Annotated in this window: 14 protein-coding genes; 6 read left to right on the top strand and 8 right to left on the bottom strand. The window is 42.8% G+C overall.

Annotation, left to right across the window (positions count from 1 at the left end; translation table 11 throughout):
• Positions 1-80 precede the first annotated feature (80 nt).
• Both LVD17_RS20785 and LVD17_RS20790 read left to right on the top strand, forming a co-directional pair.
• Positions 81-3,644 carry a T9SS type A sorting domain-containing protein gene (locus tag LVD17_RS20785; protein WP_233760931.1) on the top strand — a complete coding sequence of 1,188 codons (3,564 nt, stop codon included), beginning with the start codon at positions 81-83 and terminating at the stop codon, positions 3,642-3,644.
• Positions 3,645-3,772: 128 nt separating this feature from the next.
• Positions 3,773-5,536 carry an OmpA family protein gene (locus LVD17_RS20790; protein WP_233760932.1) on the top strand — a complete coding sequence of 588 codons (1,764 nt, stop codon included), beginning with the start codon at positions 3,773-3,775 and terminating at the stop codon, positions 5,534-5,536.
• A gap of 4 nt (positions 5,537-5,540) precedes the next feature.
• Here the strand turns inward: LVD17_RS20790 and LVD17_RS20795 are convergent, their stop codons facing one another.
• The 7 genes from LVD17_RS20795 to LVD17_RS20825 all read right to left on the bottom strand — a co-directional run bounded on the left by LVD17_RS20795 (position 5,541) and on the right by LVD17_RS20825 (position 13,607).
• Positions 5,541-7,079 (bottom strand): carboxylesterase family protein, encoded by a 1,539-nt coding sequence (locus tag LVD17_RS20795; protein WP_233760933.1) that lies wholly within the window; start codon positions 7,077-7,079, stop codon positions 5,541-5,543.
• A gap of 138 nt (positions 7,080-7,217) precedes the next feature.
• Positions 7,218-8,108: a metal ABC transporter permease gene (locus tag LVD17_RS20800; protein WP_233760934.1), complete on the bottom strand. Its 891-nt coding sequence runs from the start codon at positions 8,106-8,108 to the stop codon at positions 7,218-7,220.
• 160 nt (positions 8,109-8,268) lie between these two features.
• The gene (locus LVD17_RS20805) at positions 8,269-9,558 is read right to left on the bottom strand and encodes a metal ABC transporter permease (RefSeq protein WP_233760935.1); all 1,290 of its coding nucleotides are present in this window, start codon (positions 9,556-9,558) and stop codon (positions 8,269-8,271) included.
• A gap of 1 nt (position 9,559) precedes the next feature.
• The gene (locus LVD17_RS20810) at positions 9,560-10,372 is read right to left on the bottom strand and encodes a metal ABC transporter ATP-binding protein (RefSeq protein WP_233760936.1); all 813 of its coding nucleotides are present in this window, start codon (positions 10,370-10,372) and stop codon (positions 9,560-9,562) included.
• Positions 10,373-10,647: 275 nt separating this feature from the next.
• On the bottom strand, positions 10,648-11,571 hold the full coding sequence (locus LVD17_RS20815; RefSeq protein ID WP_233760937.1) for a metal ABC transporter solute-binding protein, Zn/Mn family: 924 nt from the start codon (positions 11,569-11,571) through the stop codon (positions 10,648-10,650).
• Entirely contained in the window at positions 11,556-12,224 is a 669-nt protein-coding gene (locus tag LVD17_RS20820) for a metal-dependent transcriptional regulator (RefSeq protein WP_233760938.1), read from the bottom strand. Before LVD17_RS20820 ends, LVD17_RS20815 begins: the two co-directional genes overlap by 16 nt.
• Before the next feature lie 261 nt (positions 12,225-12,485).
• Positions 12,486-13,607 (bottom strand): glycosyltransferase family protein, encoded by a 1,122-nt coding sequence (locus tag LVD17_RS20825; protein WP_233760939.1) that lies wholly within the window; start codon positions 13,605-13,607, stop codon positions 12,486-12,488.
• A 36-nt stretch (positions 13,608-13,643) separates the two neighbouring features.
• Here LVD17_RS20825 and LVD17_RS20830 point away from each other — a divergent pair, with 36 nt between their 5' ends.
• The 4 genes from LVD17_RS20830 to LVD17_RS20845 all read left to right on the top strand — a co-directional run bounded on the left by LVD17_RS20830 (position 13,644) and on the right by LVD17_RS20845 (position 16,848).
• The gene (locus LVD17_RS20830) at positions 13,644-14,456 is read left to right on the top strand and encodes a 2,3,4,5-tetrahydropyridine-2,6-dicarboxylate N-succinyltransferase (RefSeq protein ID WP_233760940.1); all 813 of its coding nucleotides are present in this window, start codon (positions 13,644-13,646) and stop codon (positions 14,454-14,456) included.
• Between the two features lie 84 nt (positions 14,457-14,540).
• On the top strand, positions 14,541-15,356 hold the full coding sequence (locus tag LVD17_RS20835; RefSeq protein WP_233760941.1) for a DUF3108 domain-containing protein: 816 nt from the start codon (positions 14,541-14,543) through the stop codon (positions 15,354-15,356).
• A gap of 55 nt (positions 15,357-15,411) precedes the next feature.
• Positions 15,412-16,164: an alpha/beta hydrolase gene (locus tag LVD17_RS20840; RefSeq protein WP_233760942.1), complete on the top strand. Its 753-nt coding sequence runs from the start codon at positions 15,412-15,414 to the stop codon at positions 16,162-16,164.
• Positions 16,165-16,248: 84 nt separating this feature from the next.
• Complete coding sequence (locus tag LVD17_RS20845) at positions 16,249-16,848, top strand: tetratricopeptide repeat protein (RefSeq protein WP_233760943.1); 600 nt, start codon at positions 16,249-16,251, stop codon at positions 16,846-16,848.
• Between the two features lie 129 nt (positions 16,849-16,977).
• On the opposite strand, the gene LVD17_RS20850 is transcribed toward LVD17_RS20845, so the two are convergent.
• The gene (locus LVD17_RS20850) at positions 16,978-17,868 is read right to left on the bottom strand and encodes a 3-hydroxyacyl-CoA dehydrogenase family protein (protein ID WP_233760944.1); all 891 of its coding nucleotides are present in this window, start codon (positions 17,866-17,868) and stop codon (positions 16,978-16,980) included.
• Positions 17,869-17,872: the final 4 nt, after the last annotated feature.

Here is a 17,872-nt window from a genome sequence, read left to right on the forward strand (position 1 = left end):
AAATACTTGCCTGTAGTTGCACACTGCTTTCTCAAAGTAAATTTTTAACCCTTTTCTATGAACCAATAAATACAAAAGATATGAAAGCGCTGGTACCCTTATTAATACTATTGACGTGGTTGTGTAATACACCCGTCAAGGCACAGAATTTAATTCCTCCGGCAAACGTTAAACCTGTTCAAATATCTCCGGCAATTATCTCATTTTCATGGGAATATCCGGCAGGTGGACATCAAGGCTTTATTGTTGAGCGCAGGCAGGCACAGCATAGTGATTTCCAGGTTATAGCAGACCTTGCGGCAGAAATATATAGTTATACAGACAATAATATTGAGAATGGAGTAAGCTATCAATACAGAGTAAAAGTTTACAGCGCTACGGAAGAGTCTCCATACAGTAAGTTAATAGAAGGGCCTCCCTCCATAAAACTGAGGTTGGATGATAAACAAAAGATTGCAACACGCAAACTTAGGGGTATTCTGGACATTTCAGGAGTGCCGGAGCTGGATTACATGCTGGTCAGCGGTGGTGATAAATATGGTGCTGTCAAACTTGGTTATGATGAGTACGCAGTATACACGGCCAACCCGCTCCTGCTGTCCGGCTCAGGATACCAGTACCTTCATTTAACTCTGAAGAATTTTTCCGTTGCAGATTGGAACCATATAGAATTTCGCCTAAACGATAAAGGAGGTGCCGTAATAGGAAACTACTTGAATAACGTTGATAGTCTTGGTGACGGTTGGTTTAAAGTAAAAATTCCATTGAATGCCTTTATGGAGCAGCAAAACGTTCAGTTCATTTCATTTCCGAATACTTTTGGTGGTGATTTCGCACTCAGAGAAGTGCTTATTGTTGGCAACGAGGCCTCTCTGCAATGGTTTGGAAACAAAAAATATGACAATGCTATTAAAGAAAATGTAGAAGGGCAAGCCAGATTGATATTTAAGTCGGCAGGTATATTAATAGAAGAAGTGCATATAAATGTAATCAACGAAAACAATCTTCTAGAGAGGGCTTCAATGCCGTATTCTCCCATTAATATGACTCTGGTGCCAGGGGAGAATTTGCTCTATGCGATGATGACCGATACTAATGGTACTGTTTACTATTCTGATACTGTCAGCTATACAGTTGCACCAGGTCCTGTGCTTGAGGTGGTTAATATAAGCTGTAGTGGAAGCTCTGATGGTAGTATCGATCTAACCATGTCCGGAGGAGTCCCTCCCTATACTTTTCAGTGGAGCAACGGAGCCTCCTCCGAAGATATTTCAGGATTATCAGCCGGCTTTTACCACCTGGAGGTAACAGATAGTGAAGGAAAGAAGGCCTTTGCAAATACCATTGTCGAACAACCTAATACTCTCGAAGCTAGTCTGCAGCAGGAGGATTGCACAAACGATACACGCAGTCTTAGCATTACAGGAGGTAAGGCACCCTACACCTATAGTATAGATAATAGTTCGTTTCAGCCTGTCGGTACCTCCGATAAGGAAGTCTGGCGGGTTACCGGCAGAGAGAATGTATGGTATAAAGGGCTGGAGGAGACGGACGTTGATGGTGAAGATAATGTATATATAGCAGGTAATTATAGTGGAGCTATATATTTCGGAAACCATAGTGTAGGTGTTGATGGTGCTGAAGGTATCTATCTGGCAGGGTTTAGTGCAAAAGGTGATTTTGCATGGGGAGTAACTTTCATAGGAGGAAAGATAGCAGAGATGGTTGTAGATAAAGATGGAAACACAGTGCTTGCATTTAACATTTTGTATGGAGAAGGAACCATGATAACGCATAATCAGAAAGTAACTCTAAAGAAAAATGGCTATCTGGTCCGGTTTAATAAGAAAGGTTATCTGGACTGGATTAAGGTCATGCCAAGGGATATTTCAAACGTAGGTGTCGACGGTATGAACAATATTTATGCGGTAGGAAAAAGGACAACACCCTTTTTCAATGGCAATGTTTTCAACAACATCAAAGGGCCATCAGACCTCTACCTGGCCAAGTATTCTCCACAAGGGCAATTGGTGTGGGCCAGAAATATATGGGGAAGGAATGGGGAGATTAATCACGGAATGCATATAAGTAATACTGGAGAAGTTTACCTTACCGGGGGGTATGAGACCGATATTCACTTTGATGATCTGAGGTTGCAAAGTACACATCATATGGATATATATGTAGTCAAATATAATTCAAAGGGGCAGGCAGTATGGGCCATCCGAGGAGGGGGTGCCAATCATGATGATTTTGGGAGAAACATTACTATTAGTCCTGGGGGTAAAGTGTATGTAGTTGCACATTTTTTGAGTAGCTCATCCAGTTTTGGTAATGCTTCTTTTGAGCAGCCGGTTTTGGTATTGGCCAGTATTAATAGCTCGGACGGATCCATAAATTGGGCGAAGCCATATGTGCTAATTGAAGGATACCCGACTTTTGATAAAGCTTATGATATTGAAGCAGGTTTTAACGGAGAGTTGCATGTAACAGGGGAAATGGCCTGGAGTAAGATTAGTAATGGGAGCGGGTATGAGTTTTACACTGGCAGTTATCTGCTGAAATTTGATACGGATGGTACAATGTTGCAAAGAAAAACCCTGGGAGAATATACCTATGGTGAAGTTTTTAGTCCTTTAGCTGCCACCTCTGATAATCACCTGGTGCATTCTGAATACAATTCCGGCCTCTCATTAGTGAAGTATGGGCCATCTATGCAGAGAGAAATACAGATTGATCCGGAAATAAATCAGTTCGTAGAGGTAAAAGATGCCAATAACTGTATTTTTATTATTAATAACCTCGTACAGGGTGCAGTCTCTCGCCCTGAGGTCTGCTCTGTAACGGCTGATGCTAAAGGCAGTGGCAACCAGATATTTTGGAGTGATCCGGCAAAAGAATCTTCGAATTCATATGCTATATACAGGGCACCGCGAGGTTCTGATAATTTTGAGCAAATATGGACAACATCGGCTTTGGAAAATACATTTGTGGATAATCAGGTAAATACTGATAAACATGGATATTCCTATAAAGTTGGGGCGATGAATAAATGCGGCGTTGAGTCGCTAAGTGACGTACATAAAACCATATATTTGAAAACAGTTTCCAAACCAATAGATCGGGTGCATCTTTCATGGGAGCCATATGAGGGAATAGGTTACAGCGGATACCGTATACTACGGGGCACGACTATATCTGAAATGGAGCTGCTGGCCGAAGTGCCTGTCAATACAGTTAATTATATCGATGCCGGTCTGGATGAGGATACGCTCTATTACAGAGTATCAATTATAAGCCCGGTCAGCTGTCATATACAGGCAGATGAATTCGCTGGAGTTTCTGATGATCAGCGATATATAAATTCCAATTTAGCAGTGGTTTACAGGAAACATAATGATGACAAAAACGATATTTTGTTTTACCCCAACCCGGGAACCGACCGCGTGAGCTTGAAATTTAATCAGTCGGCAGACCATTACCAGCTCACCATGATTGATAATAGAGGTAGAGTGGTGAGGAAGATGGACGGTGTGCAGGATGATATCATCATTGACAGAGGAGCTTTGCCACCAGGTATATATACAGTTTTATTACAGGGAAATTCGGAAACTCCTTTAAGGGGCGTAGTCATTTTTCACTAGCTGACAGTACTTTTTGGAGAGCATAATGGGTATACCACTGCTGTAATATTTTTAGAAAAGCATGAACTTTGGTATAGCAGAAAAGCCATATTTTCTATATATTAAGATTTAAGATCTATATACAGGCTATGAGGTTTTTTACAATTCTACTTTTTTATTCCATAAGCGTCCCGCTATTCTCCCAGGAAGATTCAGTTCAGCAGGCACAGCTTTATCTTCAGCAGGCCAACCAGATCTATAGCCAGCAAAAGGAGGCAATAGAAATAGCTAAGGAGCTGTATGTACAGGCTGCCAACCTTGACCCTGCTAATCTGGAAGCTAATTGGATGGCCGGCAGCCTGTACCTTGAAACCATCAACAAAGATGAGGCAGTGAAATACCTGCTACGTATTGAAGCACTTAAGCCGTCATACCGCTTTGACTTGCCTTATTTTATTGGTCGCGCGTATCATTACGGACTCGATTTTGACAAAGCATTGGAATACTATGAACGTTATAAACGTAAATTACTGGGCAATAGAAATTACAGAGGCAAAGACCGTGTGCCGTTGGAGAAGGTCAACAGAAGTATTCTGGAATGCTCTAATGCCAAAGATATTATTGGTAAACCCGCTCAATATTCAGTCATCCCACTGGGTGAAAATATCAATTCTATCTGGCCGGATTATGCACCCGTGATCAATAAGGATGAGACAGTAATGATCTTTACTTCAAGGAGGCAGGAAGATAACACCACGGCCAATGTAGATAAAGATAATTTCTATTTTGAGGATGTGTTTATATCCCGGAAGTCAGGTGATTCATGGGGAGCAGCAAAGAATATTGGCCCACCTATCAATACCGAATACCACGATGCCAATATAGCCTTGTCGGCAGATGGCAACAGACTGTACTTGTATAAAGATGAGCAAATGGGAGACATCTATTACTCTGACTATGAAAACGGACAATGGTCTGAGCCGAAATTTCTGACCGATAAAATTAACTCCTCCATTTACTCCGAGAATGCTGTATCCGAAACGTCCTCGTCTGACGTCATACTTTATACCAGCAACAGGCCGGGTGGCGAAGGGGGGATTGATATCTACTATTGTATAAAAGATGAAAAGGGAAACTGGTATAAGTCCAAGAGCCTGGGGGCTGTCATCAATACAAAGTATGATGAGGACAGTCCTTTTTTAGCACATGATGGTAAAACACTCTACTTCAGCAGTTCCGGTCACAAAGGCTATGGTGGCTATGATATTTTCCGGTCAGTATATGACAGTGCATCGGGTGAGTGGTCTGCTCCTGAAAATCTGGGTTATCCTATAAATACACCGGATGATGAAATATTCTTTCAAATGACAGCGGATGGCAGAAGGGGGTATTTTGCTTCCGTGAGAGAGGGGGGTATTGGCTTTACCGATATCTTTATGATCAAGTATCATGGCGATAAGGATCATACGCCTGCCGTATTTCTTACCAAAGAACAGGAACAACTTTTCAAGACCCTTGAAGCAGAGCAGCTGGCACAGTCTAATAAATTTGAGGAGCATGAATTGAAGCTGATGGATCATACCCATAAGATATTTTTTAATACAGACCAGTCGGCAATAAAAGATGAGCATCAGGCCGAACTGGATAGCATAATACGGCTGGTAAAGAAGCATGATGTGCTTAATATTGATATAGCTGGATTTGCCAGCTCTGACGGTAATCCACGTTACAACCTGGAGTTGTCTCACAAGCGGGCGCTAATAGTGCTTAATTACCTTGTAGGCAAGGGTATAAGAGAAGAGCGTATTGTGGCCAGAGGGTATGGTGCAATTGACGAAGATACTACTCCTGATCAACAGAGGCGGGCAGATGTCCGTGTGGTAATGAAAGGAACCCACGGTAAATCACCTTGATGATTTACTTTGACTGCTGATACATCCATTCATATATATTGATTGGTTCAACAGAAGGATCATATTCCCAGGTAACACTCTCAGGGTTATACACCCTGATCCAGCAATTGTGCCCTTCATCGGCGAAAATGGTGAGGTTTACCTCTTTGTCAGGTACAGGGCTACAACCCTGTAGTGCAGTGATCATATCAATAGATCCCGAAGTAGGCACTTTAGGGTCGTTGGTATTATGGAAAGCCCAAACTGCCATGTCAGAAAGTACGCAGACAGCGTCTACATCACCTTCACCTGATATTGGTACTATGGCGGCCGGTATTTCCGGGTGGCTTATGGCGTAATTGAATGTGCCAATGCCACCACCACTCATCCCGGTGATGATCACCCTTGACGGATCAGTGGAGTAATTTTCCATAGCAAACTCTACAACTTCATGAATAAACGCTACATCCCAGTCCTCTTCGTTATGCTCTGGTGCTATCACTATAAACGGCACATCATGCCCTGAATCGATATACTTGGGTATTGAGCCGTTTTGAATTACTTTGATTTCGCCGGGAGGTGCCACCTCGCCATTGCCACCCAGAAAAATAATGAGTGGGTGTATTTTGTTTTCAGGGTACTTAAACGCAGCCTCATCCGGTAAATACCGGACATATAAAGCATCTCTGCCTTTAATGTTGGAAAAGAAAGTTTCCGTGGTCTGGCTTGTATGTGTTGTAAATACAAATTCTACAGCCTTGTCCTGCAATAGAGTGTCAGAAGCATAGCTTTCCGCAACTAAATAAGCATATAGCTGTGTTTCTTTTGGTAGGTCATTTACAGTTATAGTTAAGGTTTTTGAAAGGCTGTCGCAGGATATGCGGGCAGAATCCGCCATCAGAAAACCGGCACCCTCCAGAACCTTTTGCTTGATATTAGCAGGGCTTTTGTCGGAGAGTTCATTTTTAGAAACAATATAATAAAGAGACGAAGGGATATCTGTTTTTACCTGAAAATCAAAACTTGTAGTACCGTACAAACCTTTAGGCTCAAAAGTAAAGGCAGGGGGGCCGTGCAATTCGCAGGTGACTACAGAATCAGAATCTTCATTAATACTAAAAGTGAAAGTGCCCACTTCCTCCTGCAACAAGGTGTCGGACACAAAGCTTTCGGCTGTCACATAGGCGAAAAGCTTTGTGTTTTTCGGAAGCTGACCAATTGCTATATCAAAATCTTTACCTGCTTCCTCACAAGTTATCTGCGAGGTATTGGCAGTTACCAGGCCATTTCCTGAAAGCGCCCGGGCTTTAATATTTTCAGCATCTTTTTCTGTTATTTCAAAATCTGATATAAAGTAATAAAGCACTGAGGGGATATCGGTCTGTAAGCGAATTTTAAAACGGTTTCCATCATATACTCCCAATGGCTGTTTTAAAAAAGCAGGAGGGCCTGCTTCCGCACATTTGCCATCAGGCTCTCCAGGTATAATATTACCATCGTCTTCCGAACACCTCCAAAAAAATAAAGCCAGGACAACAAATGAGAAATATAGAAATCTAATCATTTTCCATTTGATTAATCTTTAATGCCAATAACCACATAACATATAGCACGTCAATTGGTTAACCAAAAGGTAAGTTTATTTGAGGTGAATCTTAAACAGGCCTGCTTTGAATGGCAAATAACCTGTTTTGCCTCAGACTTATGAAGGGTCGGTTGCAGGTTTGCTTCTTCTGCTTATAGATTTATAAATCACGCCATTGCCCGGGCTGAATAGAAAGGCCAGCATAAATAGCAATCCTGCCACTGAAGCCATAGCTCCGGCAATTGAGCCATCAAGCCAGGCGGCCAGATAATATCCACCGGCAGAGATAAATACCCCGAGAACCGAAGTTAGAATAAGCATTTTCTTTAAATTCTCTGTAAGCATATAAGCCGTAGCCGGAGGCGCGATAAGCAGGGCCACTACCAGTATGGCACCTACCGATTCGAAGGAAGCCACGGTAGTTAAAGATACCGCACCCATAAGCAGATAATGCCATACAGCTGTTGATATACCAATAGCGGAAGCATAACCCGGGTCAAAAGTGGTGAGAAACAACTCCTTGTAGCCCAAGACAATAAATGCGATCAAAATGATCAATACTGTTCCTGTAATGTAAAGTACCCTTGGCCCCATAACAAGACCCGAGTCGGTGATCCACAGATCTAGTGGCACGTAAGCAATTTCACCGTAAAGTACACAGTCCTGATCAAGATCCACCTTACCGGCAAAGGCTGAAACCAGGATTACACCCACTGCAAATAGCCAGGTGAAAGTTACTCCGATAGAGGCATCGGTCTGTAGTTTGCCTTTTTTATGAAAAAATTCAATGAGAAAAGTGGTCAGTATACCTATGGCACCAGCACCTATAAGCATAGTGACAGAGTCTCTTGATCCTGTAAACAGAAAGGCCAGTACTATACCCGGCAACACTGCATGGGAAATTGCATCTCCGACCATTGCCATCTTCCTCAGCACCAAAAAGCAACCCAACAGCCCACACGCTATGGCCACTAATGATCCCGCTAATATTATCTGTAATGCTTCCATTTTCTTGCTGGTTTTTGGTTACTGGTGCAGTTAGTTTCCGGGGTGCCGGGATGATTTTTTGAATCACATCGATAACATATTCTCAAATTCCTATAACTCATAATTCTCAAAATTTCTCTTATCAAAAACCTCATTGACAAATAAAAATCAGCCATCAGAACTACCTGTAAGGAATCTCAGACTGATGCGGGTCAAGTGTAGGATAGTTAAGTAATTTTTCCAGTCTTGCTTCAAGCTCCGGTGTCAGAATATGCTCAATAGTATCAGCATCATCATGCACATGATCAGGGGCTATGTGCAGGTATTGGGTCAGGTAAAGCTCCCATAATCTATGCAGCTTAACCGTTCGCTGACCTTTATGCTTACCTGCCTTGGTGAATGACCAGTAGCCATTTTGATTTTTTAGATATCCCTCTCGTTTAAGCCTTCTTAACCCGGTTTTTAATGCGGCAGGAACAAATTTCCTTTTAGTCAATATCTCTGCCATAGTCCTCTTTTCGAAGAAGTTTTTTTCCTCCTCTCCAAGTTGGTAAAGCGCCTTCAGGATATTTTCGTCATTGATCTGCTTTTTGATCCTTCGTTGATTGTTTAGCCGGTACAGTATCCCTCTTTTAGGTGCCATAAAGAAAGAAACAAAGGCTATGGTAGAAATTACCACAACTATCCACGGGCCCGTAGGCATGGAAGGGGCAACATATGAAATATATGCCCCCGCTAAGCCGCTAAAAGCTCCGAAAATTGCTGCAAGCCATACCATTGTGGTGATTTTTTCTGTCCAGAAGCGAGCGGCGGCGGCAGGAGTAATGAGCATGGCAGCCATCAGCACAACACCTACAGCCTGTATACCTATGACCACCGCAAGTACTGTAAGTGTGGTGAGCAAAAGCTCAATGCCTCTTACGGGCAGGCCGATAGTGGAGGCAAAATCCTCATCGAATGCCAGCAGAGTAAACTCCTTAAAGAAAAACCATACACTCACGATCAATATGGCAGCGATTACTGCAAATGCAATAAGATCGTTGCCTACAAGGGACGCCGCCTTGCCAAAGAGGATCTGGTCAAGACCTGTTTGTGCAGCATTGCCTGATTTTTGAATGATGGTGAGCATAAATATGCCTATCCCAAAAAAAACCGACAGAATGAGCCCGATTGCGGTATCCTCCTTGATCTTGGAGCTTGAGGAAATGATATCGATCAGAATCAATGACAACCATCCGGTAGCAAACGCTCCGAGAATAAGAATAATAGGATTCTTCTCCCCATAAAGGATAAATGAAAGACACACACCCGGCAGCACTGAGTGTGCAACCGCATCGCCGACCAGGGCTTTCTTTTTGAGGAAGGTAAATGAACCTACAATAGCTGAACTGCCTGTAAGCAGGAGAGAGCCTATGACCACATACCGGATATTGGGATCAGCAAATGAAAAGAACTCAAAGAAAGTATCCATGTCATTTAGCTTTTGGTGTCTTTTCGAACTGCTCCCGGTTAGGGAATCTCTCTCTTCTGATCAGGTCGCCTACATCACTTAGCAGCGTCAACTTGCCACCGTAGGTTTCCTGTAAGAGCTCTGTAGTAAAAACCTCCTGAGTAGGGCCGGAGGCTACCAGCCTCATATTAAGCAGGATCACCCAATCGAAATATTGGGTCACGGACTGCAGGTCATGATGGACCACAATGACCGTATTACCCTTGGCAGACATTTCCCTGAGTATTTCGATGATGGCTTTCTCAGTTGCAGCATCCACGCCGGCAAACGGTTCATCCATAAAGTACAGGTCAGCTTGCTGGGCCAGGGCACGAGCCAGGAATACCCGCTGCTGCTGCCCGCCAGAGAGTTGGGATATCTGGCGCCCCGCGTAAGCCTCCATGCCTACTTTTCTAAGGCTATCTATGGCAATGTCACGATCGGCCTTCCTGGGCCGGTTGAATAGCCCCAGTTTGCCATATCTACCCATAAGTACCACATCTAAAGCCGACGCCGGGAAGTCCCAGTCCACCGACTCCCGCTGTGGTACATAGCTGATCCTGTCCCTTACCACTTTCAGATCCTTGTCAAAAAGCTTTACATAACCACTACTATTCGGTGTAAGCCCCATCACCGATTTGATCAGCGTCGATTTACCCGCCCCATTCGGCCCTACAATACCAATCAGCTTCCCCGCGGGAAGCGTAAGGTCAATATCCCAAAGCACCGGCTTCCGGTCATACGACACCGTGAGGTCATGCACTTCCAAAACCGGATTATCTACATGTTTAATCATTTTTTACTTTTTACCGTTCATAGTTTACAGTTTTCCGATTATCGGCTATAACCCCTTCAAGGGGATTGTAAGCGCCGTAGAAATACTTAAACTCCGATTCTTTAACAAACTCAGCTTACCTTATTACTGATTACCCAATCAACCAACTCTGGTCTCCCGTCATCTAACCTTAACCGACCCACAAATCCACCGATCACCGGACACCAGTCACCCAATCTTCCGACTCCGGTCCCCCGTCTTCCTGCCTAACCAATCCACAAATCCACCGATCCCCCTCACTTAAGTGCCTCAACAATAGTATTCACATTAGCTCTTACCATTCCCACATAAGTCCCTTCAGGCGTACCCGCTTCCCCCATGGCATCAGAGAAGAGGTTTCCTCCGATGGTTACTTCAAAGCCCCGCTCTTGCGCTCCCTGCACTACTGCGTTGATTGATTTTTGAGAAACAGAAGTCTCAACAAATACAGCTTTTATTTTATGGTCTACAATGAACCTCGCAAGTTCGGAGACATCCCTTAGCCCATATTCGGAAAGCGTGGATATGCCTTGCAGACCCTTAACCTCGATGCCGTAGGCGTCACCAAAGTAGCCGAATGCATCGTGGGCAGTGATCAGTGTCCTTTGCCCTTCAGGTATGGTAGCTATTTGTTCCCTGACCCAAACATCCAGCTCTTCGAGTTGCCTGATATATTTGAGGGCATTGTTATGATAGTAAGCAGCATTGGCTTTGTCCAGCTCCTGTAGTGTGTGGTCAATTTGCCTTACAGCCTCGACCCACAGCGATACGTCAAACCAGATATGCGGATCATAATTGTTGTTAAACTCAGGTACCTTTCTGAGTTTGCTTTCCTCTATATTTTGGGCAACAGCCACAACAGGTTTTAGCTTGCTCAGCTTTTCAAGTACCTCGCCCATTTTTCCTTCAAGGTGAAGGCCATTATAAAAGATAATGTCAGCGCCGGTTAACTTCTGCAGGTCGCCCTGGGTAGCCTTGTAAAGATGAGGGTCTACGCCTGGCCCCATAAGGGAAGTTACATCAGCCGAGTCACCCGCAATATGGGCAACGGCATCGCCGATCATGCCAGTGGTGGTCACAATGTTCAGTCGTTTGTTTTCAGAATTTTCTTTGGCAACTTTGCCACATCCCGCTATTGCAATCAGGCCGAAAATCAGCCACTTCATTATTCTGTAATCCATATATTTTCTGATACTTCTTTTGATATGAAAACTGTCTTTTTATTGTCGATCAAAATCTCCAGTGAACTGTCAAATTCTACCTTGTCGATCACCCTGATTTTTGCTCCGATATAGGCCCCGATTTTGTCGACATATTGGAGGAAAGGAGCACTGGCATCTTTAACTGCAACGACCACTCCTTCGTGCCCGATTTTGCAGTCGCCGAGAGCTACCTGAGGTTTCGACTTAAACTCCCCGAATTCGTCCGGAATCGGGTCGCCATGAGGGTCGTATTTCGGGTAGCCCAAAAACTCGTCGAGCTGCTTGATGAGTAGGGGGGATTTGATGTGCTCCAACTGCTCCGCAACCTCATGTACTTCGTCCCAATTGAACTTCAATTTTTCAACGAGAAATGTCTCCCAAAGCCGGTGCTTTCTTACCACCTGGAGTGCCGCCTTTTGACCCAGCTCTGAAACCTTCACACCCCGGTATTTCTGATATGAGATCACACCTTTGTTTGATAGTTTCTTGATCATGTCCGTGACCGAAGCGGCCTTGGTGTTTAAGGTGTCGGCAATTGCATTTGTTGAAACAGCCTGCCCGTCATCACCTGATAGATGGTAGATGGCTTTGAGATAATTCTCCTCTGCAAAACTTAGTGTTATTTCTTTCATTATCAGCAAATATACTAATTTAGTTGTATCTAAAAAATTTTTTAAATTTTGTTTAAAAATATTACCAAAACCTGCCTGTTTGAGTTTAGGCCTTGAAATTGTAATCTAAAACCTAATTTTTAGACAAGACTAAAAGGTGAATTTTAAATGAAGTAAGCCGCTAAAGGCCTTGCTAGGGGCTTTTTCCGTAAGATGATCCAGAAAATTTATGTTAAGAGTTTACTTCAGTTAATGTTATTTAAGTATTTGATTTTTAAATAATTAACTTGTGTATTTAGAAATGATTTCTAATAGTTTTTTCTCTTCTGAAATCCACAAAATCTCCTCTTTTGGCGTGCTAGTGTAAAACTTCGTTGTCTTCATTTTTCTAAGAGTATCTTCTGCTTCGAAGCCGTCGGCAGTGAGGGTGACCGATGCATTATAGTGGCTGCATAGCGCCGTCCAGGGCTGGTGGTTTTGTAATAGTATTGGAAGTTGATTGCCTAAATATTCAAAAAGTTTGGTGGGCATGGTATTCATGGTGCTCCTGTTCCAGGGGTAATAAATAACACCGAAATCAGCCTCTCGAATTGCCTTCAGTACTTTGCTGTGAGAGACTAGTTTATCTCCGCCCTCCAGCCTTATGAAGTCGGTATTTTCAATGACCTTTTTTAACCGGTTAAGTGTGGTGGGAATGGAACAGTACCCTACAATTTTTAGCCTGACAGCAGGGTCTTTTTCATGGAGTTTTTTTGCAAAATTTATACACTGAAAAACACCGGTGCTGTCAGCTATTGTACCGGTAAATACCAGGTTGATTTTTGCGGTATCTTTAACCTCTTTCCTCTCACCGGTTTTAAGATAAACGGGCCGGTATTTATTCTCAATTATTGTGCTCCTTCCACGTGAAAAACTGAACTCTTTTTCGTACTGTCTTTCGGCGAGAAAGTAATGGTCAAAAAATAGTCGGCTAATGTACTCTTTACTCCTGACATAACCGGCGATCAGTGGGCGCAGTATATACGGAAAACTGTTGGTGTAACGTATGTTCCTAAAGTAGTTTTCACGGATGTCGTAGATGATCCTGGAACCAAATAAAATTTTGTATAGGATCGTAACTATCAGTAATTCATGAGTATTGATAATGATGAGTTCCGGCTTTAATTGAAGGTATTTTTTGAAGCATTTTAAGGGTGCTGCCAGGCGGGAGATGTTAAGTCTTTTGAATTTGAAAAGAGGATGAAATTTTATGTTCTCAGCTTCAGGAAGTTTTTTTACATAAAACCCTATGATATTAATTTCATATTTATTTGTTTGGCCCAACGAAAGCCCAAGTTTTTCATACATCCTGGTATCGTCAACCGGTTTAAGTACCGATGCTATGACAAGTTTGTGTTTTTTCATTAACAGTAATAATAAAAGATTAATCAATAATAGCTGATGGATTTAAGAGAAATTGTAGAAAATGCATGGGAGGATCGCTCCTTACTAAAAGAAAAAGATGTACAAATTGCCGTTAAAACAATAGTTGGCGATCTGGATCAGGGGGTAAGGAGAGTGGCCGAACCAAATGGCAAAGATTGGTTAGTCAACGAGTGGATCAAGAAGGCCGTAATCCTCTATTTTCCTTTAATGAAAATGCAAACCATTGAAGTCGGACCTTTCGAGTTTCATGATAAGATTAAACTCAAAAATAACTACGAAAAGCTTGGAGTAAGAGTGGTGCCCCATGCAATTGCACGCTATGGGTCTTTTGTAAACAAAGGAGTGGTGATGATGCCTTCCTATGTGAATATCGGAGCATATGTAGATGAAGGTACCATGGTAGATACCTGGGCCACAGTGGGAAGCTGCGCCCAGATAGGGAAAAATGTTCACCTGAGTGGTGGTGTAGGTATAGGGGGCGTGTTAGAACCCGTTCAGGCCGCACCTGTTATTATTGAAGACAATGCTTTTATAGGTTCCCGTTGTATCATCGTAGAAGGCGTAAGAGTGGGTAAGGAGGCAGTGCTTGGTGCTAACGTTGTGTTAACGGGCAGCTCAAAGATCATAGATGTAACCGGTGATGAACCGGTGGAAACAAAGGGATACGTGCCGGAACGATCTGTGGTTATTCCGGGTTCATATACGAAAAAGTTCCCTGCAGGTGAATACCAGGTGCCCTGCGCCCTGATCATTGGCAAGCGTAAAGAGAGTACTGATAAGAAAACTTCCCTTAATCAGGCTCTCCGGGAAAATGACGTAGCCGTCTGATCTGGCATTTACTTTGTAGGGGTAACAGGTATAAAGTAACTAAAATGGCACCGATAGGGTGCCGTTAATAAAACTGCTACAGACATGAAAAACTTTGTTACTCTTTTTCTTATCACTATCATTCTAAGCTCTTTCTCCACAGGAGATGAGGAAGTTTATGAGGCAGTACCTCATGAGAGCTTCCAAAAAGGAGAGGTACTCGACTACAAAGTTTCTTTTGGAATATTCAGCATTGGCAGTGCTAAAATGCTCATCCGCGATAACTATTACCGAATCAATCATCGGGATTGCTATAAGGTGGATATTTATGGCAAAACCACGGGTATGGTAGACTGGGTAGCCAAGGTTGACGACCATTGGGGCGCTTATGTGGATACGGCCGCCTTAGTTCCCCATATCTCTTATCGAAATATCAAGGAGGGTAACTATCGCAAAAATGAAATTGTACGTTTTGACCATCGTACTAACCTCATTGAAGCTAAGGTTAAAGACAAGAAAACCGGCGAATATAAAGAGCCCAACTACTACTCTGCACCTGAGAATATCAGGGATATGCTGGCCGGATACCTTTATTTGCGAACCATTGACTTTGCTGAAATGAATGAGGGGGATTTATTTACAGTTAAAGGCTTTTTTGAAGATACATTCTACGAACTGGATGTGAGGTACAAAGGTAAAGAGGTAATTAAGACTAAAGCCGGTAAGTTCAATGCCATTAAACTGGCTCCTATTATGCCTGAAAACAAGCTGTTTGACGGTGAAGATTCCATATTTGCCTGGATATCGGATGATAAAAACAAAATACCTCTAAAAGTGGAGGCTAAAATGTTTATTGGCAGTACCGGTGTAGAGCTTTCCGGTTATAAAAATCTAAGAAACGAAGTGAGTATAATCCAATAATATTTCCTAGGAAAATAATAATGTTGTAGATTGCCTTCTTACCGACCTAAAACCTATGAAGCGTTATCTACTGATCGTTGTCTTATGTCTGTTTGGCTTTACATATGGCGCATCACTGGCGCAAAGTGAGACTATCCGTTTTAAATCAGTGGATGGTTTGGAGATGGCAGCTGACCTTTACTTTAATCATCCGAAATCTGCTCCTTTTATTGTACTTTTTCATCAGGCCAACTGGAGCAGGGGTGAGTACTCCGAGATAGCTCCTAAGTTAAATAGTATGGGCTATAATTGTATGGCTGTAGACCTTCGGTCAGGGAACAGTGTTAATGATGTCTCCAACATTACAAAGCAAAATGCCCTGAAAGCTATGAAAGAAACCCAGTATGTCGATGCTATTCCCGATATGCTGGCGGCGGTGGATTATGCTCGAAAGAACTATGCTCAGGGTAAACTCATCATATGGGGAAGCTCATATTCTGCATCACTGGCACTTAAGCTGTGTGGTGACCATAAGGACAAAATAGACGCTGTTCTGGCCTTCTCCCCGGGAGAATATTTTACCTCTCAGGGTAAGGCCCGGGATTATATTACATCAAGTGCAATTAATGTTACTCAGCCTGCATTTATATCCTCGGCTCGCGATGAGAAAAATAACTGGTGGGGTATTTATGTCGCCATTCCTTCCGGTAAAAAGACATACTTTCTGCCGCAAAGTGTTGGAAACCACGGGTCAAAGGCCTTATGGAGCAAATACGCGGATGCTGACAGTTACTGGAAGGCCGTAAATGATTTTTTAACCTCTATTTGATAGAATATTGTTAACTTTGCACTCTTGAGTGGCAATCATATCGGGTTGGCCACTATTTTTTTATTTAAAACCCACATTAGAACTATGCGAAATACATTCATAGTGATGTTTTTATTTTTATTGGTAGCCGGTGCATGCAAAGATGAGAGCTCGGATTTAGGAGACCAGTATTTCAGGAACGGCCAATATAAAGAGGCCGTAGCAGCTTATACGGAATACTTAACTCTGGAACCTACCCATATCAAATCTCTTTATAACAGAGGCCGTGCCTACGAAGAATTAGGGCAGCATGATAAGGCTCTGGCTGATTTTCATAAAATAATAAAGGAAGACCCCCTCAATGTAAATGCTTACCTAAGCATAACCAGCGACTATTACTACAGGCAGCAGGACTATGAGAACACTGTCTTCTATGCTGATAAGACGTTGAAGTTAAATGAGAACAATCCCGTAGCCCATACCCTCAAGGGTAAAGCATATCAAAAACTGGGAAAACTTAACGAAGCCCTGGCAGCTTACAATGCTGCTATAAGTGTAGATAAAGAGTATGCGGATGCCTATCTTTCAAGGGCTCTGCTGCGAATACATTTGAAGCAGACCAGCCGTGCTTGCGCGGACCTCACTATGGCCAAGTCATTAGGTGCTAAAAGTGCAGCTGATGTCATGGGTAAATACTGCAAATGATATCAGGTTAATGGCTGCTGGCTGTTTGTAGTTCCCGGTTTTCAGTTCTGGTTTCATATTAATGAAAGGACTGTAAACCGGAAACCCAAAGAGACAGTAGCGCCTGAATTAGGGGGCAGTAAACCGCAACTATCTGGCGAAACGATCAGCTACAATCAAATCTTTTGTACCATGTCCCCAGCTATAAAATCCGCTTCCTGATTTTACACCTTTATGACCGGCCTCTACCATGTTTACCAATAACGGGCATGGTGCATACTTAGGGTTGCCGAAACCTTCATAAAGTACATTGAGAATTGAAAGACATACATCGAGACCGATAAAGTCAGCCAACTGAAGTGGTCCCATAGGGTGAGCCATTCCCAATTTCATTACTGTATCGATTTCCTCTACACCTGCCACACCCTCATATAAAGACTCAATGGCTTCATTGATCATTGGCATTAGAATGCGATTGGCAATAAAACCGGGATAATCGTTTACCTCCACTGGTACTTTTCCGAGTTTCCTGGATAGATCCATGATCGTAGCCGTTACTTCATCGGTAGTATTGTACCCTCTGATTACTTCCACAAGCTTCATTACAGGCACTGGATTCATAAAATGCATACCAATAACCTTGTCAGATCTTTCGGTTACAGCTGCAATTTTTGTTATTGAAATAGATGAGGTATTAGTGGCAAGCACAGTATTGGCATCACAAATCTTATCCAGATCCCGAAATATTTTAAGCTTCAGATCAATATTTTCTGTTGCTGCTTCTACTACCAGATCGGCATTTTTCACGCCTTCTTCGGTTGAGGTAAAAGTAGTGATATTACCTAGCGTATTCCTTTTATCATCTTCTGTGATCGCTTCTTTTTTGATCTGTCGGTCAAGGTTCTTTTCAATCGTACCGAGTGCTCTTTTCAAGGCATCAGCAGAGATATCAATGAGCGATACCTTGTATCCGTTTTGAGCGAATACGTGAGCGATACCATTCCCCATTGTTCCTGATCCGATTACGGCTATATTTTTCATGAAT

This window comes from Fulvivirga ulvae (genome assembly GCF_021389975.1).
Taxonomy (GTDB): domain Bacteria; phylum Bacteroidota; class Bacteroidia; order Cytophagales; family Cyclobacteriaceae; genus Fulvivirga; species Fulvivirga ulvae.